This window comes from Blautia faecis (genome assembly GCF_020554845.1).
Lineage (GTDB): Bacteria > Bacillota > Clostridia > Lachnospirales > Lachnospiraceae > Blautia_A > Blautia_A faecis.
On the sequence record NZ_JAJCIA010000022.1, the window covers coordinates 48,350 to 73,606 of the forward strand.

The window sequence follows — 25,257 nt, forward strand, 5'->3', positions numbered from 1 at the left end:
CATTTATGTAAATGTTTATATAAACATTTATAAACAGTATGTAAAACATAATATAAATTTTGCGCGTTATGGAGACGGCTGCCAAGACTATCCAGAGCTAGGCAACAGCTCTGGTGAATAAGACCTGTTCTCTGCAAAAAATAAGGCAATCACCAAGGTCTCATGCAAACATGGACTTTGGTGACTGCCTCACACAGATACACGCTTATGCAATTTGAAATCTACAACATTCCCAGCTCTTTCTTCACTTCATCCGCTCTCGGAATGGACGGTGTAGCGCCTGGTCTTGAAACAGCAATGGAGGAGGCCTTTGCAGCCATTCTCAGCGCCTCCTGGATGGATCTGCCCTCGATAACTGCAGCAATGAAATATCCTGTAAATGTATCACCAGCCGCTGTGGTATCCACAGCTTTTACCTTGAAAATATCCTGGAAAACTTTTTCTTTTCCATCATAATAAACAGCGCCGTCACTTCCAAGTGTAAGCACGAAACGTGCATTAGGAAATTTCGCAGCCATGGCATCCAGGATCTGATCTTTATCCTTGCAGCCAGTAATCTGTTCACCTTCAATTTCGTTTACGAGAAACAGATAAACCTTACTGAGATCGCAGGTGCTCAGCTTGTCATCAAAAGGTGACGGATTCATAACGATCTTCATCTTTTTCTCATAAGCCTGGTCAATAATGTAGTCCAGCATATTGATCTCATTCTGCAGAATCAGATAGTCTCCTTCTCCAAAATCAGCAAGAACTTCATCTACAAATTCCTTTGTCTGCATCTGGTTGGTTCCACCGTATAAAATGATGCAGTTCTGGGCATTTTTGTCCACCTGGATCATGGTATGACCACCCTTTACCGGAAGTCTGCGGATATATTTGGTGTTTACACCAGCTTCCTTACAAGCCTCTAACAGAATATCTCCATCTGTTCCCACGATTCCCGCATGATAAACCGGCACCCCAGCCTTCGCCAGTGCAATAGACTGGTTCAGTCCTTTTCCCCCGCTGAAAACTTCCAGCTTGGAAGAATGCTGGGTTTCACCGCCTACAATGATGTGATCTACGGAATACACGTAGTCTACGTTTAATGAACCGTAATTTAGTACTTTCATGTAAAAATCCCTCCGTTTTTCATTGCTTATTTCGTTTTACTGTACAAATTTCATCTGAACAATATTTATGTCTATATTATGTTGTAAAACTATCCCTACGTCAATCAGAATTTCATCGTTGTCACCAAAAGAAAAAGCGGCTCAATCCATTTTCACGATTAAGCCGCATTCTTTTATTCATAGTAATATCTACAGCCGCAGACACATCTTATTACTTCGGAGCCTTCTGCAGTTTACTGAACATATCTCCCAGAAGTGCATCACGATAAATAAACCGAACCAGTCGCATCTCATGTCTTGTTTCATCCTGCTCCCATTTTAAATCCTGGGTCAGACGCGGCGTTGGAACCAAAGTGGATGGACACCAGTTTGGATTCACTACATAACCTACTGTAGATATATCCCAGATAATCCTTGAAGGCGAAAGCATGGAATCTGTCTTCGGTGCACCCTCATCGCCATAATCATCCAGCCCTGCACAATATGTCTGATGGAAAAGATCCAGCCAGTTCTGTGCCATTTCCTGTGACATCTGGCTTGTAACAGTCTCGCAAAGGTATGTTCCCACTTTACTTTTATCTTTAATATGATATTCCAGCTCTGGACCGGTAACAGAAAGATAAGAAGCAACAGACATACACGGTACTAGCACCAGCGGAACGCCGCTATCCAGAATTACCTGAGAAGCCAGCACGTCCTGTCCAAGGTTAAACTCAATTGCATGCGGCCAGTACAACGGCTGTCCAGACAACCATACAACAACCATTTTCTTGATGATTTCGGGATCCATCAAAATAGCGGAAGCAACGTTTGTAATCTCGCCAATTGCAATGACATAAAGTACATCTTCACATTCATGAACTCTTTTTACCAGATCCCTGGCAGCATCACTGTCCACGGGCTGATCTTTCACCGTCATGTACCTCTCAGATCCGCGGAATACTCTGTCTTTAAAATCCTCTCTTCCAAGAAGACCTAACAGCTTCAGGATTTCCTGGTAACTCAATTCAAGACCTTCCTTAAGATTTCCGGTCATAGGAATTGCCACACCATCGGTCTGCATCAACCGAGCAAAGAAATCTGAGGAAAAAGGGGCTGCATAGATTGCTTCCATCTGTATTTTTTCTGGTGAAAGCATTGCATATGAAATTGCAAACTGATCATCAACTTCATTATATGTATCTGAATCAATGACAACGTGGATTTTTTTTCGGGGAGGTTCCAGACGCTGTCTGCGCTCCTCTGGTGTTATAACTGGATATTTCATTTTTTATGACTCCTTTCCAAGCATTTATGAAGCACTCATAGCCTTTTGTCTGGCTGCTCTTTTTTCCTTGAGTTCTTCTATTCTTCCTGAATTCTCAAACAAAATCATTACAACCAGAAGGAAGAATCCAAGTACAACATTCTGGAATGTATCCGGAAGCCCTACTGCGATCAAACCGATAAAAATAATATTTAATGTAAACTGTGCGATAAATATTCCAATCGTCAGATCACAGATCCGCTGTAATACCAATGCCAACAGAACGCTGATCAACGGTTTAAACATAATTGTTACACTTCCAAGACTCGTCTGTGCCCCAACAGAGCCAGACTGACTTAGTGTAAGAATTGCAGCGATTCCGATAAATACACTTCCATATACGAATGATTTGCATTTTACCAGATCTGTTTTGATACCGGAGTTTTTCGCAACGGCTTCATTACTTCCTACAGCTCTCATATGGAAACTGAATACAGTATGATTAAATACAAAGTAAAACAAAACAGCTGATAGCAGGAAGATAATAACAATATTTGGAGAAGAACCAAAAATTGCATATTTATTATCAATTTGTACAAATCCGTAATGTCCTGCAAGTTTTGAACCAATGATTTCAAACACCATTGCCAGACCCATTGTCAATACAAGTGACGGAATTTTTAACCACCAGTTCAAAACACCTGTAATAATACCGACAACAATGGCACTGATAATTGCACCAAGGATCATTCCTGCAAACCCATACTGGGCTGCAAGAAGACCGCCGATAACACCGCTGATGACCAGACGTGAGCCAATGGTGAAATCGAATACTCCACAGATATTACCATAAGCAATGGCATATGCTGTGATAGTAGGTATAATTGTCTGAATAAAAATTGTATAAATACAATTCCAGTTACTGAACCTTTCAAAGCAAATAACCAAGAAGATCAGATAAACGATTACAGGCAGCATGATTACTTTCAGTGTATTTATCAAAAATCGTTTCATATAAATTTCATCTCCTTATTTTGCAATTGCATTTACAACTGCTTATTTGCTGTGACGCTCAACTACATCAGCAATAGAGAAGGTAGAAATCAGATCATTCATGTAGTCCATATCAATATCAGCATTGTAGAATTTGATCATTTTTTCTTTAATTTCGTCTGATGTGTAAACCGGCTCGTCGCCAAGGAAATACTCGTTGAACTGATCAGCTTCATCTGCTGTTGTAAGTTCAAGGTAAGGTGTAATAATGTTTGTAGGTCCATCTTCAACGATCGGAGTACCAATAACTTTGTTTACAAGGATAACTGCAGATACAAGCGGGTCAATCTGCTGCTGTCCACCGTAAGATACATGGAAAGTACCCTCTTTCAGGTAATCGCCAAGAGTTGTCTCGAAATCAATACGTCCGACTTTGATATCGCCAGCTTTACCATGGTCTGCAAGGGCTTTTTCAATTGTAGGAATTGCACCGCCGCAGTATGTTCCAAGTACCAGAATACCATTCATTTCCGGATATGCTGCAATATAACTCTCAATAGTCTTTGTCATATCTGTTGTTACAGTAATATCATAAGTTGTGTTCAAAATATTTACGCCAGCTTCTTCTGCACCTTCAGCAGCACCTTTATCACGAAGATCGGAAGAAGTATCACCTTTTGCAATATTGATAACACCTAAATCTGTCACACCCATGTCTGCCATTGATTTTACAATGTTAGAAGCGCAAGTCTCATCATCCTCATTGCAGCCGCCAGCGAACCATTCAGAATCATACATAGCTTCGCGGATGTCGTCATCGCTGATCGTACGGAACATTGTGCCCCAGTAAACACCAGCATCTGCACACATTGCATCAACTGCAGGAAGCATGGAATCAGAAGCCGGCATGAAAAGAATACCATCAACATCACGGCTGATCAGCTCACTGATATTATCGATCAGTCCGTCTGCGGAGTTATCAGTTACTACGTTTACCAGCTCGCCACCTGCTGATTCTACCGCAGCTTTTACGTTGTTGTAAATGGAAATCCAGGTTGGGTCTGTATTTGCAGTATCCCACGGAAATCCGATTTTGAACGGTTCCGGATCGGAGTTCTCTGCATATACGCTCACGCCAGAGAACATTGTTGCGGTCAGTGCTACTGTCATCCCGATTGCCATAAGTCTTCTTAATTTCATGTTTCTTTCCTCCTTGAAAATTATATAGTTTTTATTTTTTGAGCAAATGCTCATAGTTACAAGTTCAAAATCTGCTTACTTGATTACCGCCGCACTTCTGCGGTCAAAAGAAATTGCTACTACTACCACAAGAAGAATTCCCTGTACCACCTGTTGTGTCAATCCGTCAATTCCCACAAGGGACATTCCACTCTTTAACAATGCCATTGCCACACTTCCAATAATTGCTGCACGGAACTTTACATTCCAGCCGCCGGAGAGAGGCATTCCACCAAACAATACGGCCAGAAGTACATCAAACTCAAATGCATTTCCAGTTTTCGATGAAGCTGTGCAGGCTCTTACCAAAGTAAAAAATCCAACCAGACCACAAATCAGACCAACTAGCATAAAGGAAAGCATCCTTGTTTTTTCCACATTAACTCCAGATTGTCTTGCCGCTTCCCTGGAAGCTCCAACCGCCCGGCAGTTCTTTCCGAATGCACATTTCTGAAACAATGTTCCTGATACAACAAGAACAATTATCATTGTAAGAATCTTTACCCAGTCTTCATCAAACACTCGCATGGAAATCGGGATTCCCACGGAGCCATTAAGGAAATACGTTGTCAGTCCCCTGAAAATAAAGGAAATCGCCAATGTTCCAATGAAAGATTCCACTCTCAGATAAGCTGTGGCGAAACCGCTTAGCAGTCCGATTCCGGTTCCGGTAAGAAGTGCCACCGGTAAAATCAGTGCTGGGCTGATGGTTGCGGAAAAAGCTCCCATTGCTGCGGAAAATCCCACAATAGCTCCCACAGAAAGATCCAGTTCACCAAGAGCCATAACAAAAGTATACATCATGGAACATAAGGCAATGCTGAAAAAGTTATTAAAAATGTTCATCAGGTTTCGCTGTCCCAAAAGTTTTCCGCCTGTCAGTATCTCAAATAATACAAGAACTAATATCAGACCCAGGAATGCGAAATTGTTTACCAACAATTCTTTTATGTTTGTTTTTGGAGTCTCTGACGCTTTGCTGTTTTCCATCCTGCTCACCCCTTAAATCATTTTCTGTATTAACTTCGCTTCTGTCAGACCTTCATTTCGAAGAAATTCACCTGAAACAGCTCCGTCTCTTAGAAGAACAATTCGGTCTGACATACCGATCAGCTCCTGCAGTTCCTCAGAAATCAGCAGAATCGATTTTCCTTCTTCCTTCATCTGCATAATCAGCTGATAAATTGCAGCTTTTGTTCCTACATCAATTCCTCTGGTCGGACAGTCAAGAATCATGATATCTGAACCTTTTCCCAGCCATTTCGCCAGAACTACTTTTTGTTTATTTCCACCGCTTAAGGTGTTGCAGAATACTTTTACAGAATCTGCTTTTACTTCCATTCTCTCTGACCACTTCTCTGCCAGCTGTTTCTGTTTTCTATCGGAAATCGGGCCAAAAGGTGTAAGGTCTTTCAGCGATGGAAGACAGATATTATCTGCAATACTACTGATAAGCATTAAAGATTCCTGATCTCTGTTCTTGGATACATAACCAATTCCATGTCTGACAGCCCAGGAAGCACTTTTTACAGGTTCTTTCTGATCTTTCAGGACTTCTCCGGTCTCCGGCTTCAAAAGTCCAAACAGAACCTTTCCTACATCGTGCATTCCACAATCGCTCAAACCTCCAACCCCAAGAATTTCTCCTTTATGTAACTGGATTGTCAGGTTTTGTACAGATCCTGCAATTACGTTTTTGGCTTCCAATACAACCTGTTTGCTTATCTCCACTCCTGTGTCATCTCTGTAATAATGTCCTGATAACTCTCTTCCGATAAGCAGCTGTCTGATTTTGTCTGCATTAAATTCTTCTTTCTGTAAATTTGCTATAAATAAGCCATCTCGCAATACAGTAAGAGAATCACATTTATCCATGATTTCTTCAATATCATGGGAAATAAACAAAATAGCTTTTCCCTCGTCTCTTTTCTCTTTCATCAATTTGTAAAGCAGCTCACGTCCTGCAACGGATAATGCAGTCGTTGTCTCATCAATGATCCAGATTTTCGGAGATGTATATAAGGCTCTTGCCAGTTCCACCAGCTTTCGGTCTTCGAAAGAAAGCTGATCGATCAACATTTCCGGCTTAATATTATCTACGTAAATATTCTGAAGTGCCTTGGCAGCTTCCCGATTCATCTCTTTGACATTAAGTACGCCGCCTTTTGCAAACTTCTCTTCTTTACCAAAAAAGATATTTGCGGCTACTGATATTTTGGAAATTGTGCCCTGCTCCTGCACCACCATACTAACTCCGTGATTAATTGCATCCACGGTTCCTGTCGGTTCATATGGTTGTCCGTCCAGATACATTTTTCCACTGTCATATTTTTGAATTCCGGCTACAATTGATGAAAAAGTTGATTTTCCAGATCCGTTTTCACCAACCAGACCTCTGATTTCTCCGGCCTTTATGGTGATATCAAACTCTTTCAATGCATGTACTGTTCCAAATGATTTGCATATCTTTTCTGCCCGGAACAAATATTTTTCCTGCTCAGCCATGTCTTCACCCCGCATATCTTGCAATTCTTTGTGTTCCCTTGATTTCTGGCATTATTATAATCCGTAGTTTTTGTGCAATAAAGATGATTTTTTTCATATTTTGTTAGATTTTCCGTCTTTTTTATTGTTTTTTATTCTATTTTTTCATTTTCATTTATTCTTTTGCACAAAAAACGCTGTTGCACACAGCTTATTAACGCCATGTACAACAGCATCGTTTCTGATTTTCTCCAGCATTTTTAAACAGTCTTTAATTCTCACCAAACTCTATCAGAATCTTAGTTCCTTTTCCCATTTCACTTTCAATTTTCATGCAGTTCGTATTTCCATATAGATAATAAAGTCTTCCCCTTATATTTGACAAGCCAATCTTCTTTCCCCTGTCCTCAGGATTAAATTTCATACTATTGATCTCATCCAGTTTTTCCGCATCCATTCCTCCTCCATTGTCTTCCACGGACAAAACAAGATTTTTCTCCTCATTCCTGAAAACGGTGATTATGATTTTGCCACAAAATTCTCCACTTTCCTCATCAATCAATCCATGGAACAAAGAGTTCTCCACCAACGGCTGAATCATATTCTTAGGAATCTGCTCTTCCATCAGTTCCGGCGCAATATCCCATTCTACTTCCAGATTCCCATCATACATAAATTTCTCTATAACGATGTACTGATTTACGATTTTCATCTCGTTTGCAACGGAATCTGTAATCTGGATATCATTTACGCGCAGGCGGTCTTTCAGTATCGCAATCAACGCTGAATTTACTTTTACAATATCTTCGCAGCGTTTTTTTCGCGCAAGATAATTAATGCTGTTAATGGTATTGTAGATAAAATGAGGATCGATCTGGCTTACCAGAAGGCTGAACCTGATTTGCTGCTCTTTTGCTTCTTTTTCCCCAATTACTTCTATGCTGTGTTTCAAATCATCAATCATTTTATTAAAAGAGGATTCCAGCTGACCAATCTCATCTTCCCTGTCAGACTCCACTTTGCAGTCCAGATTTCCTTTCGCCGCCATAAGCATGTGTTGAGACAGGACCAGAACAGGGTTTATTAATGTATTTATATTTCTATAGTTCATAAACAATACCAGGAGCAGAAAAATAGCAAGAGTTCCAAAAAGACCTGCAATATATGGAAAAAGCACCATCCAAATAGATTCTTTATTCACAATAGAAACCACTTCGTACCCACAAGTAGCAGATTTGTCGTGGAAAACAATATCGCCAGTCAAAGCTTTCCGCTTATTTTTGCTGTCATTCTTCTTGTCGTCATTCTGCACCAACGCCTCCCGGGCGTCTACAATGTCTTCTTCCGAACCATATTCATAAAAAGTATTTCCTGTACTGTCAACCAGATACCATGCATCCAGGCTGCTTCCCGCCAGGCCGCGTATGTCTTTCAAAGTATTATTCAGATTTACAAACATGATAATCGTGCACCACTGGTTATTCAGGTAATAGTTTCTGGCATATGCCACTGTGCAATAAGAATTGGAACCTACGGTAACCTGGTACACAGGAGAATAGGAACGACCGAAACCAGTGCTCATCATATTAGAAAAATTCTCCGAATCCAGCACATTCAGATCTTCCTGAACAATATTGGTCAGCGAATCAATAGCAGGAGCATTTTGACCGATAATAGCTATTCCACGGATCATGCCCATATAACTTGTAAGATTGTTCAGTCTAACCGATGCCCTTGTCTTATTCTTCGTATCCGGATTTCTTAAATATGTCTGAATATCATTGTTCTGTTCCACAGTTGCTGCAACATTTTCCATGTAATTTTCTACAAGCGACAATGTATTTTCTACGTGCTGCAGCAAAGAAGCAGTGGTATTCTCAGATATCTGCACTTCATTTTCCTTAAATACAGGAAAGAAAAAGCCAAAGGAAATTCCGATGGCTATGATAAAAGAAATCAGTCCGCCAGTAAGTATACTCACCATCAAACGTTTTCTGAAAGATGTTTTACATTTATTTTTCGTTTTTTCTTCCCCCTTTTTTGGAATATTCCGTTGGGAACATACCGGTTTTTTTGTAAAAAGCCTGACTGAAATACTGGCTTGAATTGTAACCTACAGCAGAGCATATCTCATATATCTTATAGTTTCCATCTTCCATCATCTTCTTGGCAGCCTCAATTCTTATGTCTGTCAGATAGCTTTTCAAGGTGACACCAGTTTCCCTTTTGAACTCTCCACTCAGATATCCAGGGCTTAAGTGTACATAGGCAGCTACATCGTTAAGTGACAAATCTGGATTCCGGAAAGATCTGCAGATATATTCCACAGCATCGGAAATTACCCGGGAATAACCATTCACTTCTCTGGTCATATATTCATGGTAATGGTTCACCTGTTTTTCCAACCAGGCAGTAATTCTAGCTGCATCCAGCCATTCTTTCCAACAGGAAGCAATCCGGGGAACTTCTTTTCCAGTCTCTATTTTTTCATAAGCATGTTTCAGTGCTGTATAACCAGCCTGCGCTGCGTTTATAAATTGCTCTACTCCGTCCGTTCTAGCAATGCTCAGAATTTCATGGAGCATCTGAATACGAATCTGGGAATCCGGCTCTTTCAGCATATTCTCCATGGAAAGATTTTTCTTCGAGCTGACAACAATCTGCTCTTTTCCCAGTTCCTGTACCTGAGAGCAGTCTAATTTACGGATTTCTCCCACTCCTTCCAGATACTTTTCCAGAAATACATTCTTGTTCTCGTCATAAAACCGCTTAAATTCATAAAGACTGATTCTACCCTGCACAATATAAAGAGTAAAACTTGAGTTAGTCTCTTCCTGCAGTTTTTTCTGGAATTTACGAGCAAGCTTATATAATTCCTGCTCATAGCTTCCATATGAGCTTTCCGTGGAACTCAGCGCGATTACCATCTTTCTGCCCGGTATCGCTGTAATCACATCCAAATCCCATCCAGTTATTTTCTCATTTGTCAGAATTTCCACGAATTTTGAACGATGTACAACGATTTCTTCTGGAACGGCTTCCCCACTCAAACTTATCGGAAGATCCTGCTCCACCATGATAATATGTTCCGGTCTTTTTAAAATCTGTTCAATATCTGCACTTTCTGTCATTTCCTCAGACAGAAAAAATTGCTCCAACATTCTGTCTGTTATGTAGCGTTCCCGCTTTCCAGCTTTTATGATATTTGCTTTCAAACGATTCAAAAGCTCAGACAGTGAGTTCTCTGTAATCTCACTTTTTATTACATATTCAGTGATTCCAAGGCGAATAGCTGCTTTGGCATAACTGAAATCTTCGTATGCAGTCAGCAGGACAATGCTCACTTTTTCATCTGTTTTGCGTATTTCAGATATCATCTCTATACCATCCATAAAGGGCATGCGAATATCTGTAAAAATCACCTGTGGATGATATTCCCTGTATTTTCTTAACGCCTGCTTCCCATTAAAGGCTGTTGCAATTATCTGGTAACCATATGCTTCCCAATCAATCATCGTACTCAGATCTTCCAGCATGAGTTTTTCATCATCTACAATCATTACTGATATCAGGTCTGTCATACTTTCTCTCCCCTCAATACATACATTATGTGTTTATATTATTAATTTACCAGATTATTGTCAACACGCAGCTTGCCACTCCTCAGCTATACAACACGCAGCAATTCATCCCCCGTTTTAAGATGATTTGCTTTCCAAAATCCGCAATTTCTTCCCATCCCGTTCTATAATCCCCTCATCTGCCAGGTTCTTCAGCTCCCGCATCATGGCGCTGCGGTCTACACTGAGGTATTCAGCAAGAGTGGTGTAGGACATGGGCAAGATAACCGTTTTCGTCTGTTTTTCTGCAGCGATGGAATTTAAATAGGCCATGATCTTCTTTCGGGTGCTGTTTCTTGACAGCACATAAATCCGGCTGGCCTGCTGGCTGGCACGCAGGGCAATCATCTGAAGCAGGTTGCTTACCAGCTGGCTATGGAATTTACAGGCATTTTCGCAGCGTTTAATCACATGCTCATAGGCGATAAACAGCACTCTTGTTTCGGATTTTGCACAGACATAATAGTGCTGGGATTCTTCAGATAAAAGGAATGGTTCGCCAAAAACACTATCCTTTTTCAGGTTATCTATCATATATTGATTTCCATCTTCATCAATGCAATAAAGGACTGCCTGACCTTCCAGGATCAGACCTATTTTTTTCATGGAACTGGCATATTCCATCACAGTCTCATTATTCCGATAGACTGCTTCATGCATATCGAAACAGATGCGCATACGTTCCTGTTCTTCAGGAGTTATGTATGAAAAAAGTGTCACTGGTGTCATTTCTACAATCCCTTTCTATAAATTTATCCAGAACATGTTCAAAAAATAATTTCTTATATCTTACACCATTTTGTTGTATTTGCAACAGATTTTATTTCAAAATTTGGTTATACTAAGACCATGTTAAAGAAATAACAAAGCAGTAAAAAATACATAGTTCCCGCAGAAATCACAAACAATTACACCAATAACAATATCTCATAAAAAGGAGACGAACCCCTATGAAAATTACAGACACCATCCGCTACGCAGGCGTAAACGACCATCAGATTGATCTTTTCGAAGGTCAGTACAAAGTACCGAACGGTATGACGTATAATTCCTATGTGATCCTGGATGAAAAAATCGCAGTCATGGATACTGTAGATGCAAATTTCACTCACGAATGGCTGGATAATCTGGACCGCATCCTGGAAGGCCGCAAGCCAGACTACCTGATTGTACAGCATATGGAGCCGGACCACGCAGCAAATGTGGCAAACTTCCTGAAAGTTTATCCGGAAACCACCATCGTAGCCAACGCAAAAACCTTCACTATGATCCAGAACTTCTTCGGTCTCGACCTGGAAGGACAGAAGCTGGAGGTTACAAATGGCGGCACCCTCAACCTTGGAAACCACAACCTGACCTTTGTTTTCGCTCCCATGGTGCACTGGCCAGAAGTTATGGTAACCTATGACAGCACCGATAAAGTACTTTTCTCCGCAGATGGCTTCGGAAAATTCGGCGCACTGGATGTAGAAGAAGATTGGGACGATGAAGCTCGCAGATACTTTATTGGCATCGTTGGAAAATACGGACCACAGGTTCAGAAATTACTGAAAGTTGCCGCAGGCCTGGATATCCAGATCATTTGCCCTCTTCACGGACCTGTTCTTACAGAAAACCTTGGACATTACATTGGTCTTTACGATACATGGTCCTCTTACACACCAGAGACAGAAGGAATTGTCATTGCCTACACATCTGTATACGGTCATACAAAAGCGGCTGTAGAGCTGCTGGCTGACAAGCTTCGCAGCAAGGGATGTCCCAAAGTTGTTGTATATGATCTTGCAAGAGATGACATGTCACAGGCTCTGTCCGACGCATTCCGCTACAGTAAGCTGGTTCTTGCTACCACAACCTATAATGCAAGCATTTATCCGTTCATGCACGACTATATCACCCGTCTGACCGAGCACAACTTCCAGAACCGCACCGTGGGCATCATCGAAAATGGTTCCTGGGCACCTCTGGCAGCAAAAATTATGAAAGAAATGCTTTCTGGCTGCAAGAAGATCAACTGGCTGGACACTACTGTAAAAGTGCTTTCCGCAGTAAACCAGGAAAACAAGGATCAGCTGGAAGCTATGGCAAGCGAACTTTGCAAAGAATACATTGCCCAGAATGATGAGCTGGCAAACAAAAATGACATGACAGCCCTTTTCAGAATCGGATACGGTCTTTATGTAGTTACCTCCAATGACGGCAAAAAAGACAACGGACTGATCGTCAACACTGTGACCCAGCTCACTGATACTCCAAACCGTATTGCGGTAAATATCAATAAGGCAAATTACTCCCACCATGTGATCAAACAGACTGGAGTTCTCAACGTAAACTGCCTGTCTGTAGATGCACCGTTCTCTGTATTCCAGCAGTTTGGTTTCCAGACCGGACGCAGCGTAGATAAATTTGCAGGTCAGAAGGTCTACCGTTCCGATAATGGACTGGTATTCCTGGACAAATATATTAATGCATTTATGTCTCTGAAGGTTGAACAATATGTAGACCTTGGTACCCATGGAATGTTCATCTGCAGCGTCACCGAAGCCCGCGTCATGAACGATCTTGACACCATGACTTACACCTACTATCAGAAAAATGTAAAACCGAAGCCAGAAACCGATGGCAAAAAAGGCTTCGTCTGCAAAGTATGCGGCTACATCTACGAAGGTGACGAGCTCCCGGATGACTTCATCTGCCCGCTGTGCAAACATGGAGCTGCAGATTTCGAGCCCATCGGATAAAAAAACAACCAGATAAATTTTTCAAGGCAGCACCGAATCCAGAGCGTGTCTGAAAAAGGCTTTCTGCAAGATGTGCACCACAATTTGTGGGAATGATTTTTCAGACACACTCCGGAGCCTGCGCTGCCTGATTACCGGTAATAGTAATTCCTGCTGCACCCTCTGGGAAAAATCTGCAATTTCAATTTTCGCCGGAATTCCATTTCGTCAACGGATTCTCTCAATATATTCAACGCCATTCGAAGATTTCGAATATCTTTTTCCATGTAATCCGTATAATTTCCACGGCCAACCAGCTTCAAGTGCGTAATTCCGGCTTGCTTTAACTGATAAAGTGCACATAGACCACAGCCAGTTTCACCGCAAAGATAACCCGCAGAATCATAGGAAAAATCATGTAAACTGTGAAAATCATCAGGAACAAAGCCGTCTGGCAGCAAATGCCCTCCGTTTATTTCCTGATTGAAGATTTCAGAACCGGCATTCCCTGTTTTTAAGGTTCCGATCTGATAGGGCACTTTACAAAGATACCCCATCTCATCGCAATGCAAAGAATTACAAAATGCACCTGTAAACTGGCACATTTCATTCAATACAAAGGCCTCAAATTCCGGAACTCCTTCTGTTCCATCCTTTTTTCCACATTTATCAACAACCGCTTTCATATCTTCGAATGTATTTTTCCTGTGAAAAATCACACGTTTCAATCTCATTTTTGCCAATGAAGCCACCATCTGGCTGTTAATTTCTCCACATTCTCCACTGAGATGGATTTCGCAGTTTATGCCATTTTCACGTAAATATACCATCAACGCCGGGTCTGCAATAATATAACTGTGAAAACCGATTTTTATACACTGGCTTATAATCCCGGCAATTTCTGGATATTGTTCCGGGATATAATACAGGGAATTGAAGGTAAGATGGACTGGTTTTTCGTACTTTTTCATCATCCCAGACAGGATTTCCAGCTCACTGAATGCGCCAAGCTGTACGTTATAACAAAGTACTTCCCTGCGGTTTAAGGGCAGTACCGTTCCGTATTTTTGGGACCAGGAATAAGGAACATAACCACAGAAAAATTCATCTGCACCAGCCTCCGCGAACTTTATATATTCATCTATCGAGCCTAATCCTGCTACTATTTTCATCACTTATCTCCATAAATTCCAGCCTTGAGCAGCCATGTACTTCATCCTGAATAAAATATCGCTTCTGCCTCAACACGGGTATGTCACCTGCCGGCGGCATTACCATGCTCTTATTACAACCCGGTCCACACCGTTTTGGATATAATTCTTCAGTATTTCTTCCTCTTTCAATATCCTCATATCAATCCCAAACAACGAATTATACCGCCCTATCATATGCAAATGTTCCGGATACAAAAGTGCATATTCCGTACAATATCCCGGGCATTTTTTTGCAAGCTTTTGTCGTCCTCTCTCGCCTGTTTCACATACTGCACCAAGAGGACAATACTGTGATGTATTGGTCTGATAGAACGGAATATGCAGGCTGTTTTTTCCAGGTGGAATCTGCTGTTCGTAACCGCAGGATTCCCATTCAAAGCGTTGGATTCCATATTCTCTTTCCAGAAAATTACGGTAAAATCCAGCATTCAGGCTGTTCCTCTCAAACCATTTCTGTTCTCCTTTTTTGAACGGAATCCGAGGGTCTTTTCTGCGTTTATTTAACAAAATTCCAAGGCTGGGAATCAGATTCCTTCTGCTTTTTTTTACTAAAGAAGCCATTCCCCAGTCATTTACAACAATCTCTACAGACTGCCTTTTTTCTTCACACCACCGGTTAATTTCATCAAGCAATTCTGTTATATAATCCAGCATATATTCCCGGATATAAGAAAAAACAAGTGTGATTTCCACCTGTTCTGCCGCTGCTTTTTCTATTATTTCAAACAACAATTTACGTTCCGGAAACAGAAGATGACAGAACTGATTTCCAATATAAAGGTGATCCGGTACTCTATGTTCCAGAATAATGTTGCCGCAGATACCGATACATTTTCCGGCATACTTTTTGGAAAATTCTGTCAGGGAACTATTCAAATATTCCTGATACAATTCCGGGCGATCTATCTCCAGCGCCAGTTCCGCAACACCTGATTCAGGCGGTACCTGGCACTTATACCCAGGCTTAAAGCCAGTTCCGCACTGAGAACAATTATCAGTTAAATCTATACGTTTCCCATTATAAGCGGACTCCAATACCTCTGGCGTAAGCTCTCTCCGCCATATTCCCACCTGCTCTTCCAGACTGTCACACTTGACCTCATCCAGTTCCCCCGGATACCCTGTCAGGCTTTTCGCCAACGCGCTGTCGTCCTCTTCCAGCTTCAGATGAATGTAGTGATTATACTGATAAAGAAGCCTCTGAACCGCCTCTGCATACGCTTTCTGCTTCACCGTCACCTTATATTTCACACAAAATCCGGAGAGTTCTGCGTCCACCACATCAGACCTTTGTATATCGTATTCTGGAATTTCCAATTCACGATAACACCCATTCTTTATATCATAAAAGCACACCTTCAAAGCTTCTGAATCAGAGATATTTTCTTCTATTGTCCGAAAACAAAATCCACTCTCATCAATCTCTGTAATCCGAACCTCCCGTCCTCCCACAACCCCGGCAAGAAGCCCGAAAGGAATCATTGAAACCATTGCAATCACACCCTGTTCCGTCTACGAATACTGCAAATATATCTCAGAATATATAAAAAAACAATCTTTCCAGTTTATAAACCTTTTCTCCTTTTTTCTTCACAAAAGAATGGTAAAATTAACTTAACGACTATGAAAACATAATCATTGATTTTTCAAACACGCTCCAGTTCTATCTGGTATGCTTCATATTCGCTCACCGCAGCAGGAAGCAGTATTCCAGCCTCCATAAGTGCAGCTCCCGGATATACTTTTCCGGTAGTTTTTTCCCGATAAAAAGCATCCTCTTCCATTCCTTTTAAGGTAACGTATGCTGCCGGCGGATTGGCTTCTGCTGTAAGTCTTATCACACTTACCAGTGCCTTGGATCTGTCATCTGATACCACCATCCAGGCCGCAAAATTATCCTGGAAAGGATTGGAAAGACGGTAATAATCTCCTTCACGGATCAATTCCTGATACTCCCTGTATTGGGCAAGCTGGGCACGGATTTCTGCTTTTTCCTTTGCATTTAAAAGTGCGGGATTCAGTTCATAGCCAAAGGTTCCAGACATAGCTGCAACGCCTCTTGTATGCATACTGGTCACTCTTCCGGTCTGATGGTTTGGCACTGCTGACACATGTGAACCCATTGCTGCTACCGGATAAAAGAAGGAGGTTCCATATTGAATCCGTGTACGATTAATAGCATCTGTGTTGTCACTGCACCAGATCTGAGGCGTATAATACAACATTCCGGCATCAAATCTTCCGCCGCCTCCGCTGCAGCCTTCAATAAGAATATCCGGATAACGGTTCGTAAGTTTTTCCAGGAAATCGTACACCCCAAGAACATAATCATAGGTCACATTTGGTGCATAAATATCTGCCAGGCTGCGGTTCATATCCCATTTAATGTACTCCACATTTCCCTGATCCAGAACTGCACAGATACGTTTAAATATCTCATCACGTACTTCTTTTCTGGAAAAGTCAAGGACCAGCTGGTTTCTGGAACGAACAGGCTTGCGGCCTGGAATTGTAATTGCCCAGTCCGGATGTTCCCTGTAAAGATCACTGTCCTCACTGACCATTTCAGGCTCAATCCAGATACCGAATTTCACGCCTTCTGCGTTTACTCTTTCGATTAATTTCGTCAGAGTTCCGCCTAATTTTTCCTCGTTCACATACCAGTCGCCGAGAGAAGAATTGTCGTCATTTCGCTTTCCGAACCATCCATCATCCATAACCACCATATCGATTCCAAGCGCTTTTGCCTCCTTTGCAAGCTCTACGATGGTGTCTCCGGTGAAATCAAAATATGCGGCTTCCCAGCTGTTGATCAGGACAGGACGATTTGCATGGACGTATTTTCCCTGGCAGATATGATTCATAATGCAGTGATGGTACTGCTGGGAAAGCCTGGAAAGACCTTTGTTTGTGTAGGATAAAATAACCTCTGGCGCGGTAAATTCAGCTCCGGCTTCCAGGGGATATGCAAACAGTTCATCAGTCAGACCCATCTGGATTCTGGTCTGATCATACTGGTCCTTTTCTGCTTCTACAAGGAAGTTTCCACTGTATACAAACAGCATTCCGTAGCAGCTTCCGCTGTCTTCATTTGTGTTTTTTCCTGCAAGGATTACCCCTGGATTATACTGGTGGCTGGAGGTTCCACGGCGGCTGCCAATTCGGGTGCTTTCATGGGAAACCGGCATTCTTTCCATGTTTCTTTCCATAGCATGTCTGCCATAAAATTTGATCAGATCATAGTCTCCGTGAAGGAAATCCAGGCATGCAGACTGGGCTTTTTTTACTGTTACAGGGGCTTTTCCAGCATTCTTAATTATCACACTTCTGGTGATAATATCTTCTTTTTCCAGTACTCCGTAGAGCAGACGAAGCTCTACTTTTGTAACAGGATCTTCCAGTATAATCTTCAAAGTTTCCGCTTCATTTTCTTCTGCACGGACGAATGGAAGACCTTTCAGAGTGTATTTTCCAGCCGCAATTTCATGTGTTATGTAAACCGGATTGCAGCACTGGGAACCATCTGCATTCTCTATATTTAACGCATAATTTCGGAAATCTCCTGTGCCAAGTGATGGATATTCCTGTGGCAATGCATCCAGAGAATAGGTTCTGTCGCTGCCTGCTGAATTCGGATTTCCAGAAAAGCCACGGTCTCCATAATTCAGAAGATAGTCCATTTCTCCTGCAGTTCTGGCACCATAATACAGGTGCAAAAGGTACCCTTGAGCATCCGCCTGCATCTGATAGGTAGTGTGGGCAGTGGTGAGGGTAAAGATCCGGGTTGTTTCGTTGAAGGTGATTGCCATGAGTGGGGCCTCCTTTTTCTATGATGTGTTAAGTATAGCATACCAAAATCAACACTTAAATAGCTTAATTTTTCTTATTTTATGCCTTTATGATGGTTTTTTATGGTATAATGAAATATATTATCGCATTATGATATATTATCAGCAAATGTAACAGGAGGATTCCGTATATGGATAACAACTTTCACATTTTTCCGAGCGAAACTTTCATTGATCTATGCCTTTACCAATATGGACATGAGAAGTGTACTCCCGGACATTTATTTGGTCCGGCAACGCGGAATCACTATCTTTTTCACTATGTTCTTTCCGGAACAGGCACCCTGATGGCCACGAATTCCAAGGGGCAGAATGTAAATTATCAGGTTCGGAGCGGACAGGGATTTATGATTTTTCCAGGACAGATCACCACTTATGTGGCAGATATTCAGGTACCATGGGAATACGTCTGGGTGGAGTTTGACGGGCTGCGTACCACAGAAATCCTCAACGTTTGTGGCTTTTCCAAGGATGCGCCAGTCTATATGGCCCACTCCAGGGAGGCACGAAAAAAGATGGTGGATGAACTGATTTACATTTCTCAGAATTCAGAGCAATCTCCTTTTCATCTGATGGGACATTTCTATCTTTTTGCGGATCTGCTTGCGCAATCTGTTGCCAGACCGCAGCCTGCCGCCACCAGTAAAATGAGTGATTATTATATAAAAGAGGCAATAAATTATATCGAACAGAACTTCCAGAATGATATTTCTATTGAGGATGTGGCAGCTGTATGCGGTATTAACAGAAGCTATCTGGGACGAATTTTCCGCACCAGCACAGGACGCTCTCCACAGGAATTTCTCATTCATTACCGCATGACAAAAGCGGCGGAATTGCTGAAGCTGACCACATTATCTATAGGAGATATCGGCTCTGCCGTAGGCTACGAAAACGCCCTCCACTTCTCCCGGGCTTTTAAAAATGTGTATGGGGTTTCACCGCGGGCGTGGCGGGAGCAGCATAGATGAAATTTTGATTATACAAAAAGGACTTTCCGATTTCTCAGAAAGTCCTGTATCTGCTTGCGGTTATTGAATTTTAGAAGTTAAATCCTACGGATTTCAGTGTTCCGTCTGCGGACTGTGCGGTTACGTCCTGGGCAACTACGCCAGCTTCTGTCTCCTGGATGTGGAGGGCGCTCTGGGTTTCGTTTTCCTCTGATGCAACATTTTTGAATTCCATATTAATTACGACTGCTTCGTCTGGAACTTCGATCTCAACACCATCTGCGATGAAGGTTACGTCGTAGAAAGTGTACTCGTCGTCTTCTGTTGTTCCAAGGTCTCTGATGGAAGCCTGTTTTGCTTCTTCATATTTCTCACTGCCAGCTTCAAGCTTTACAGCGTTCATTTCAGCGTTTTCTGGAAGAGCTGTCTCATCAAACACTTTTGCAGTGATAATGACTTCTTCGTTCTCGAAACGGAAATCGAAATCTACGGTAGTTTCTACTGCATCTCCAACTTCACCGGTTCCATCGGTAAACTCAGCTGGCTCAGCTTCTGCAGAGCTATCTGTGAATCCATCAACAAAAGCAGCTTCCTCTGCAGTTTCTCCGGTCTGGAACTCATCCTGCGCTTCTTCTACCTGAACCTCCTCGGTCTGTGCAACCTCCGGCTGAACCTCTGTCTGAGTCTGCTCTGGCTGAACCTCCTCAGTCTGTGCAGCTTCCGGCTGAACTTCTTCCACATATACAGCTTCATCACCTGTGGTAAAAGCATCCATCTCTGCAAGTGCCTCCGCATCTGTAAATCCTTCTGCGGAAACTACTGTATATCCTGTCACCAGCATTGTCGCTGAAATCATAACTGCCATTGCTTTTTTTAATGTATTCTTTCTCATAATGGAAACCTCCTGAAATCTATAAAGTCATTCCCAAATGTAATATCCTTTAATTTGACTTCATTATACCAGTAGGGCTGTTTCGTCAACTCTTTCTTCGGGATGTTTTTCCACTTTTCAAAAAAGTTTTTTTACTTTTTTTGCAAAACCAGAACCACAGGACTATTCTGTAGTTTCCTTAATTGCGCAGGAAGCTAAGGGGCACCTGCAAAAAGGCGATCCGCTTTGTGTGCGGACCGCCTTCATTTGTACTTGCTTTGTTATGGTTCCGATCTGGTCAAAAACCTTGTTTTGCTTTACTGTCTTTTGTTTCTTCTGCGGCGTCTTTCAGTCTCGGCTGCAAGCATTGCAGCTGCAAGAAGAAGCATCAGATAAGTTCCGATCGGGGTATCATCTCCGGTCTTCGGTGATTTGCCTCCGCCGTAGCCGCCGGAATGATCTTCGGAGCCACCGCTATTTCCACCATCGGAAGAAGGAGTAGGTGTTGGTGTTGGTGTTTCTGTTACTGTGCTTTCTTCCTGGTTGGTGATGACAACTTCTGCTGTCATATTCGTTTCATCAAATGTAACAGAATCTGCACTTACGGTAACTTTATATCCAAAGCCTTCGGAGCCTGCAATTGGTTTTCCGTTGGAATCAGTTTCCGTTACATACAGGGTTACCTTTGCTCCTGACTGGGCAAGACCAACATTGATGATCTCACTTACTTCATAGCCACCGTCCATATCAAGCTTGATAATGTTCTGCTCAACCTGCTGGGAAAGCTGTGTATGAGCTGCATCATCAAAGATACCTGCATAGAATACCTCGTTGCTGTTTCTGGTGCCTCCATCTGCACCAAGAACCTTCTTGGTAATTGTCAGCTGACCCTGTTTGTAGAATCCATCTGGCGGGAAGCTGCTGAACACGTTTTCAAAGGAAACGGTTGTTGTTCCATCGGCTTCGGTTACTGTTGTGGAGTTACCATTGCCAAATACAGCTTCATAAACAGTTCCATCTGCAAGAGCGCCGATCGTCTGAGAAGTTCCATCCTGTGTACACTCTGCAATGTAGTATGTCTTGCCTGCCTTAATATTCTCTGAGAATACTACGGTGGAAGCATCTGCATTCTTGAATACAAGAGCTTTCACATCAGAAACTCTCTGTGTGCATTCTTTATCAGAATACAGGGCTACATAGAAGGTCTGATTTCTTGCTGCCAGACCTTCACCAATATAGGTAAGTTTCTTTGTCACTGCAATAGATGCTGAGGTTGCCAGTTTATCCTGTACAAGTAAAACACCATCCTTGGAAACAGCTGTTGTTTTTTCTGCATCTACTGTTCCGTCTTCTTTCAGAACAAACGTAGTGTCGCTTGTAAGTAAATATCCGTCTGGAGCTACAGTCTCACGAAGAGTGTAAATCTTACCGGTTTTCAGTTTCTCGGTAACATGAGCTTCCTTGGTGGAATCCCACTCGTCTACTACGTTTCCATCCTGGTCAATGATCTGGATGTGAGCACCTTCCAGCTCTTTCCCATCGGAAATATCTACTTTGCTTACTTTTACAGAAGTTCTGCTGTCTTCTACCAGAAGGGTTCCATCCGCTGAGATGGTTGTGCTGGTATTATCTTTGTCAAGAGTTCCATCCTCCTTCAAGCTAAAGACTGTGTCAGCTGTAATAGTATAGCCATCTGGCGCTACGGTCTCACGAAGGGTATATTTCTCACCGGTCTTAAGACCTGTTACTTCATGAGATTCCCAGGTGGAATCCCACTCGTCTACTACATTTCCATCTTTGTCAAGGATCTGGATATGAGCACCTGCCAGTTCTTTCTGGTCGGTAATATCCACTTTGCTGATCTTAACAGATGTGATTGTATTGGTAATGATAAATCCTTCTGTGGCATTTCCTGTTACTGTGGAAATATAGCCAGCTATTTTGCCAATTTCTTCTACTGTGTAGACAATATCCTTTCCAGCCCTCTTCTCATCAAGTTCGGACCAGGTGTAAGTCCACTTGTTCTCTGCGTTCAGGATAATTTCCTCGCCACTGTTTTCGCCATCGGCTTTCAGCTGAACCTTGATTTCCTTCGGTCTGTGACCGCCGCGGTCATCGTTATCAGCCCATGCCTTGGTAACTGTGACGCTGGTCTTTCCTGGCGCATAGCTGTTGGTGATATCGTAGCCGGTGATCTCAGTTGTGTAATCTGCAACTGCATCCTCAGTTACCGTGTATACAATTTCTTTTCCAGCCTCATATTTCGGCAGTTTTTCGAAGCTGTAGGTCCAGTTTCCATTTTCGTCTGCGGTTACGGTCTGGCTGTCCTTCTCCTCGCCGTTTGCAAGAAGTCTTACAGTGATGCGCTCCGGACGTTTGCCATCCTGATTGTCGGCATCGTTCCAGGTCTTGGAGCCCTTCACCTCAGTTGTCTCGGTTGTGTAAGTGTTGGTGATGTTAAATCCGTCTACACTTGTTTCATAACCTTCCACTGCTTCCTCGGTTACGGTGTAGGTAATTTCCTTGCCATTTGCATATTTCGGCAGGTCTTTAAAGGTGTAGGTCCAGTTTCCTGCTTCGTCTGCTTTTACAGTCTGGCTTGCTACGATCTCTCCGTTTGCAAGAAGGTTGACGATAATGCTCTCTGGACGCTTGCCATCCTGATTGTCTGCGTCATCCCAGGTCTTGGTTACGGTGATGGAAGTTGTTTCTGGAGCGTAGGTGTTAGTCAGAGTAGTTACAGTTCCGTTCTTGCTGTTGTCGGTAAGTTCGTAACCTTCTGGGAGAGTTTCCTCTGTCCAGGTGTACTCGATTGCTTTTCCGTCTGCTTTTTCCGGAAGGTCAGATATAGTCTGTTTCCAATTGTTCTCGACGCTCAGGGTAACGGTCTTTCCGGTTTCTTTACCGTCTGCAAGAAGACTTACGGTAATGCTCTCCGGACGTTTTCCATCCTGATTTTCAGCGTCGTTCCAGATCTTGGTTACTGTTGCACTGGTCTTTCCTGGAGTGTAGCTGTTGGTGATGTTGCTGCCATCGTAGGTTGTAGTGTAATCAGTTACTTCCTCCTCAGCTACGGTGTAGGTGATTTCCTGGCCGTTTGCATATTTCGGCAGATCTTTGAAGGTGTAAGTCCAGTTTCCTACTTCGTCTGCAGTTACGGCCTGGCGAGTTTTCTCTGTGCCATTTGCAAGAAGGATTACAGTGATGCTTTCCGGACGCTTGCCATCCTGGTTGTTTGCATCGTTCCAGGTCTTGGTTCCGGTAATCTCGGTGGTCTCTGGCTGATGAGTGTTAATGAAATTATAGCCATCACTCTCGGTTGTGTAGCCATCGACTGCATCCTCAGTTACGGTGTAAGTGATTTCCTGTCCGTTTGCATATTTCGGAAGGTCTGTGAAGCTGTAGCTCCAGTTTCCGTCTGCATCAGCACTTACACTCTGGCTCTTAAGCTTAGTTCCGTCTGCAAAAAGGTTTACGGTAATGCTCTCTGGACGTTTTCCATCCTGATTATCTGCATCTTTCCAGGTCTTGGTTCCGGTGATGGAAGTAAGCTCTGGAGTATGAGTGTTGGTCAGAGTGGTTACCGTTTCGTTCTTGGAAGTTCCTGTCAAGCTGTAGCCTTCTGGAACATTAACCTCGGTCCAGGTGTAGGTGATATACTCTCCATCTGCTTTTTCCGGAAGACCAGTTATCGTCTGTGTCCAGTTGTTCGCAGCAGTAAGAGTAACAGTTTTGTTAGTTGGCGTTCCATTTGCAAGGAGAGCTACGGTAATGCTCTCTGGACGAATGCCATCCTGGTTGTCAGCATCATCCCAGATCTTGGTTACAGACGCGCTGGTCTCACCTGGGGTGTAGCTGTTGGTGATGTTGTAATTATCATCAATAGTTGTTGTATAACCAGGTACGGTAAGCTCGCTTACCGTGTAGGTAATTTCCTGACCATTTGCATATTTCGGCAGATCGGTGAAGCTGTAGGTCCAGTTATCGTCAGCTGTTACGGTCTTGGTGTCTGTAATTATGCCATTTGCAAGAAGGTTGACGGTGATGCTCTTTGGACGTTTGCCATCCTGGTTGTTGGAATCGTTCCAGGTTTTGGTTCCGGTGATGTCGAGGGTTGCTGGTTTATGAGTGTTGGTGATGTTGTAGCCGCTTACGCTTGTTTCATAACCAGCTACCGCACTCTCAGTTACTGTATAAGTGATTTTTCCTTTTGCATCATACTGCGGCAGGTTCTTGAAGACATAGTTCCAGTTTCCAGCCTCATCAGGAGTTACCACCTGACTTGCAGCTTCTGTTCCATTTGCAAAAAGTTTTACAGTGATACTTGCTGGTCTGATTCCGTCCTGGTTGTCTGCATCATTCCAGGTCTTAGAGCCGCTGATATCAATTACTCCTTTATAAATGTTTTCAAAAGCAATTGCATCAACAGTATAATCACCTTTCTTGATCGTCTTGCTTACCTTCAGTTTTCCGTTTCCTGCATCTACTACAGTTACTTCAACAGTATACTCAGTAGTATCATAAGTAACTTCGGTATTCTCTCTCTGAACTTCTGATACTGTGTAAACATGAGTTCCAACATCTTTAAGAGTATAATTGAGCGGACTGAATGTTACATTTCCATCTGCATCGTTGGCAACGGTCTGAATAGTCTCTCCGTTCTTGTCCTTCAGCACGAAGTTAAAGGCATCAGCTTCAAGAGCTTTGTTCTTCAGAGTCTTACTTGCCTCCAATGTCAGAGATCCCTTTGCGTCGTAGGTATTGTCGAATATAAGCTCCTGACTATCCTCAGCAAAAGCTGCACTCATTATTCCAGTTGCCTGGTCATAGCTTACAATTACTTTCACAGTAAAGATACTGTTATCGTAAGTTACACCATTTACAGTATAGTTATTCTCAGCGGTCGCTCCCTCCGGGATCACCTCGTTTACGGTGTACTCATAGGTCTTCTCGGATTCAT

General features: G+C 42.6%; 17 protein-coding genes and 1 pseudogene. 3 read left to right on the forward strand and 15 right to left on the reverse strand.

The genetic code is table 11. The features are described from left to right. Positions 1-221 precede the first annotated feature (221 nt). From LIZ66_RS11740 to LIZ66_RS11780, 9 genes are all read right to left on the reverse strand, one after another. The gene (locus tag LIZ66_RS11740; protein WP_173774066.1) at positions 222-1,112 is read right to left on the reverse strand and encodes a ribokinase; all 891 of its coding nucleotides are present in this window, start codon (positions 1,110-1,112) and stop codon (positions 222-224) included. Between the two features lie 211 nt (positions 1,113-1,323). Next, positions 1,324-2,379 (reverse strand): nucleoside hydrolase, encoded by a 1,056-nt coding sequence (locus tag LIZ66_RS11745; protein ID WP_173718358.1) that lies wholly within the window; start codon positions 2,377-2,379, stop codon positions 1,324-1,326. Between the two features lie 24 nt (positions 2,380-2,403). Next, a complete protein-coding gene (locus LIZ66_RS11750; protein ID WP_173774065.1) occupies positions 2,404-3,372 on the reverse strand; it encodes an ABC transporter permease in 969 nt (322 codons plus the stop codon). Positions 3,373-3,414: 42 nt separating this feature from the next. Further along, the gene (locus tag LIZ66_RS11755; RefSeq protein WP_173718356.1) at positions 3,415-4,551 is read right to left on the reverse strand and encodes a sugar ABC transporter substrate-binding protein; all 1,137 of its coding nucleotides are present in this window, start codon (positions 4,549-4,551) and stop codon (positions 3,415-3,417) included. Positions 4,552-4,626: 75 nt separating this feature from the next. Then, complete coding sequence (locus LIZ66_RS11760; protein ID WP_173774064.1) at positions 4,627-5,580, reverse strand: ABC transporter permease; 954 nt, start codon at positions 5,578-5,580, stop codon at positions 4,627-4,629. A 12-nt stretch (positions 5,581-5,592) separates the two neighbouring features. Continuing rightward, the gene (locus tag LIZ66_RS11765; RefSeq protein ID WP_173774063.1) at positions 5,593-7,095 is read right to left on the reverse strand and encodes a sugar ABC transporter ATP-binding protein; all 1,503 of its coding nucleotides are present in this window, start codon (positions 7,093-7,095) and stop codon (positions 5,593-5,595) included. 250 nt (positions 7,096-7,345) lie between these two features. Further along, positions 7,346-9,058, reverse strand: a complete 1,713-nt coding sequence (locus LIZ66_RS11770; protein ID WP_173774062.1) for a sensor histidine kinase — start codon at positions 9,056-9,058, stop codon at positions 7,346-7,348. 28 nt (positions 9,059-9,086) lie between these two features. Continuing rightward, a complete protein-coding gene (locus LIZ66_RS11775) occupies positions 9,087-10,655 on the reverse strand; it encodes a response regulator transcription factor (RefSeq protein ID WP_173774061.1) in 1,569 nt (522 codons plus the stop codon). A gap of 117 nt (positions 10,656-10,772) precedes the next feature. Then, positions 10,773-11,423, reverse strand: a complete 651-nt coding sequence (locus tag LIZ66_RS11780) for a Crp/Fnr family transcriptional regulator (RefSeq protein ID WP_227200853.1) — start codon at positions 11,421-11,423, stop codon at positions 10,773-10,775. Between the two features lie 221 nt (positions 11,424-11,644). Here LIZ66_RS11780 and LIZ66_RS11785 point away from each other — a divergent pair, with 221 nt between their 5' ends. Then, a complete protein-coding gene (locus tag LIZ66_RS11785; RefSeq protein ID WP_173716073.1) occupies positions 11,645-13,435 on the forward strand; it encodes a flavin reductase in 1,791 nt (596 codons plus the stop codon). Here the strand turns inward: LIZ66_RS11785 and LIZ66_RS20035 are convergent. Further along, complete coding sequence (locus LIZ66_RS20035) at positions 13,383-13,529, reverse strand: DUF6783 domain-containing protein (protein ID WP_368072597.1); 147 nt, start codon at positions 13,527-13,529, stop codon at positions 13,383-13,385. The genes LIZ66_RS11785 and LIZ66_RS20035 overlap by 53 nt on opposite strands. Here LIZ66_RS20035 and LIZ66_RS20040 point away from each other — a divergent pair. Further along, a pseudogene (locus tag LIZ66_RS20040) lies at positions 13,501-13,566 on the forward strand (DUF6783 domain-containing protein); the annotation flags it as partial. The gene LIZ66_RS20035 and the pseudogene LIZ66_RS20040 overlap by 29 nt on opposite strands. Here the strand turns inward: LIZ66_RS20040 and LIZ66_RS11790 are convergent. From LIZ66_RS11790 to LIZ66_RS11800, 3 genes are all read right to left on the reverse strand, one after another. After that, positions 13,567-14,586, reverse strand: a complete 1,020-nt coding sequence (locus LIZ66_RS11790; protein WP_227200854.1) for a U32 family peptidase — start codon at positions 14,584-14,586, stop codon at positions 13,567-13,569. 99 nt (positions 14,587-14,685) lie between these two features. Beyond that, the gene (locus LIZ66_RS11795) at positions 14,686-16,119 is read right to left on the reverse strand and encodes a hypothetical protein (protein ID WP_227200855.1); all 1,434 of its coding nucleotides are present in this window, start codon (positions 16,117-16,119) and stop codon (positions 14,686-14,688) included. 155 nt (positions 16,120-16,274) lie between these two features. After that, a complete protein-coding gene (locus LIZ66_RS11800) occupies positions 16,275-18,437 on the reverse strand; it encodes an alpha-galactosidase (protein ID WP_173716071.1) in 2,163 nt (720 codons plus the stop codon). A gap of 170 nt (positions 18,438-18,607) precedes the next feature. Here LIZ66_RS11800 and LIZ66_RS11805 point away from each other — a divergent pair, with 170 nt between their 5' ends. Then, entirely contained in the window at positions 18,608-19,447 is an 840-nt protein-coding gene (locus LIZ66_RS11805; protein ID WP_173716070.1) for an AraC family transcriptional regulator, read from the forward strand. 70 nt (positions 19,448-19,517) lie between these two features. Here the strand turns inward: LIZ66_RS11805 and LIZ66_RS11810 are convergent, their stop codons facing one another. Beyond that, the gene (locus LIZ66_RS11810) at positions 19,518-20,318 is read right to left on the reverse strand and encodes a hypothetical protein (RefSeq protein WP_227200856.1); all 801 of its coding nucleotides are present in this window, start codon (positions 20,316-20,318) and stop codon (positions 19,518-19,520) included. 296 nt (positions 20,319-20,614) lie between these two features. Then, a partial coding sequence (locus tag LIZ66_RS11815) for a Cna B-type domain-containing protein (protein WP_227200857.1) occupies positions 20,615-25,257 on the reverse strand: 4,643 nt, incomplete at its 5' end.

Excerpts from the sequence above, each read along its gene's own strand:
- LIZ66_RS11775 (WP_173774061.1), bottom strand. The coding sequence starts at position 10,655 with ATGACAGACCTGATATCAGTAATGATTGTAGATGATGAAAAACTCATG.
- LIZ66_RS11745 (WP_173718358.1), bottom strand. The coding sequence starts at position 2,379 with ATGAAATATCCAGTTATAACACCAGAGGAGCGCAGACAGCGTCTGGAA.
- LIZ66_RS11740 (WP_173774066.1), bottom strand. The coding sequence starts at position 1,112 with ATGAAAGTACTAAATTACGGTTCATTAAACGTAGACTACGTGTATTCC.
- LIZ66_RS11760 (WP_173774064.1), bottom strand. The coding sequence starts at position 5,580 with ATGGAAAACAGCAAAGCGTCAGAGACTCCAAAAACAAACATAAAAGAA.
- LIZ66_RS11755 (WP_173718356.1), bottom strand. The coding sequence starts at position 4,551 with ATGAAATTAAGAAGACTTATGGCAATCGGGATGACAGTAGCACTGACC.
- LIZ66_RS11780 (WP_227200853.1), bottom strand. The coding sequence starts at position 11,423 with ATGACACCAGTGACACTTTTTTCATACATAACTCCTGAAGAACAGGAA.
- LIZ66_RS11765 (WP_173774063.1), bottom strand. The coding sequence starts at position 7,095 with ATGGCTGAGCAGGAAAAATATTTGTTCCGGGCAGAAAAGATATGCAAA.
- LIZ66_RS11750 (WP_173774065.1), bottom strand. The coding sequence starts at position 3,372 with ATGAAACGATTTTTGATAAATACACTGAAAGTAATCATGCTGCCTGTA.
- LIZ66_RS11790 (WP_227200854.1), bottom strand. The coding sequence starts at position 14,586 with ATGAAAATAGTAGCAGGATTAGGCTCGATAGATGAATATATAAAGTTC.
- LIZ66_RS11805 (WP_173716070.1), top strand. The coding sequence starts at position 18,608 with ATGGATAACAACTTTCACATTTTTCCGAGCGAAACTTTCATTGATCTA.
- LIZ66_RS11810 (WP_227200856.1), bottom strand. The coding sequence starts at position 20,318 with ATGAGAAAGAATACATTAAAAAAAGCAATGGCAGTTATGATTTCAGCG.
- LIZ66_RS11800 (WP_173716071.1), bottom strand. The coding sequence starts at position 18,437 with ATGGCAATCACCTTCAACGAAACAACCCGGATCTTTACCCTCACCACT.
- LIZ66_RS11770 (WP_173774062.1), bottom strand. The coding sequence starts at position 9,058 with ATGGTGAGTATACTTACTGGCGGACTGATTTCTTTTATCATAGCCATC.
- LIZ66_RS11785 (WP_173716073.1), top strand. The coding sequence starts at position 11,645 with ATGAAAATTACAGACACCATCCGCTACGCAGGCGTAAACGACCATCAG.
- LIZ66_RS11795 (WP_227200855.1), bottom strand. The coding sequence starts at position 16,119 with ATGGTTTCAATGATTCCTTTCGGGCTTCTTGCCGGGGTTGTGGGAGGA.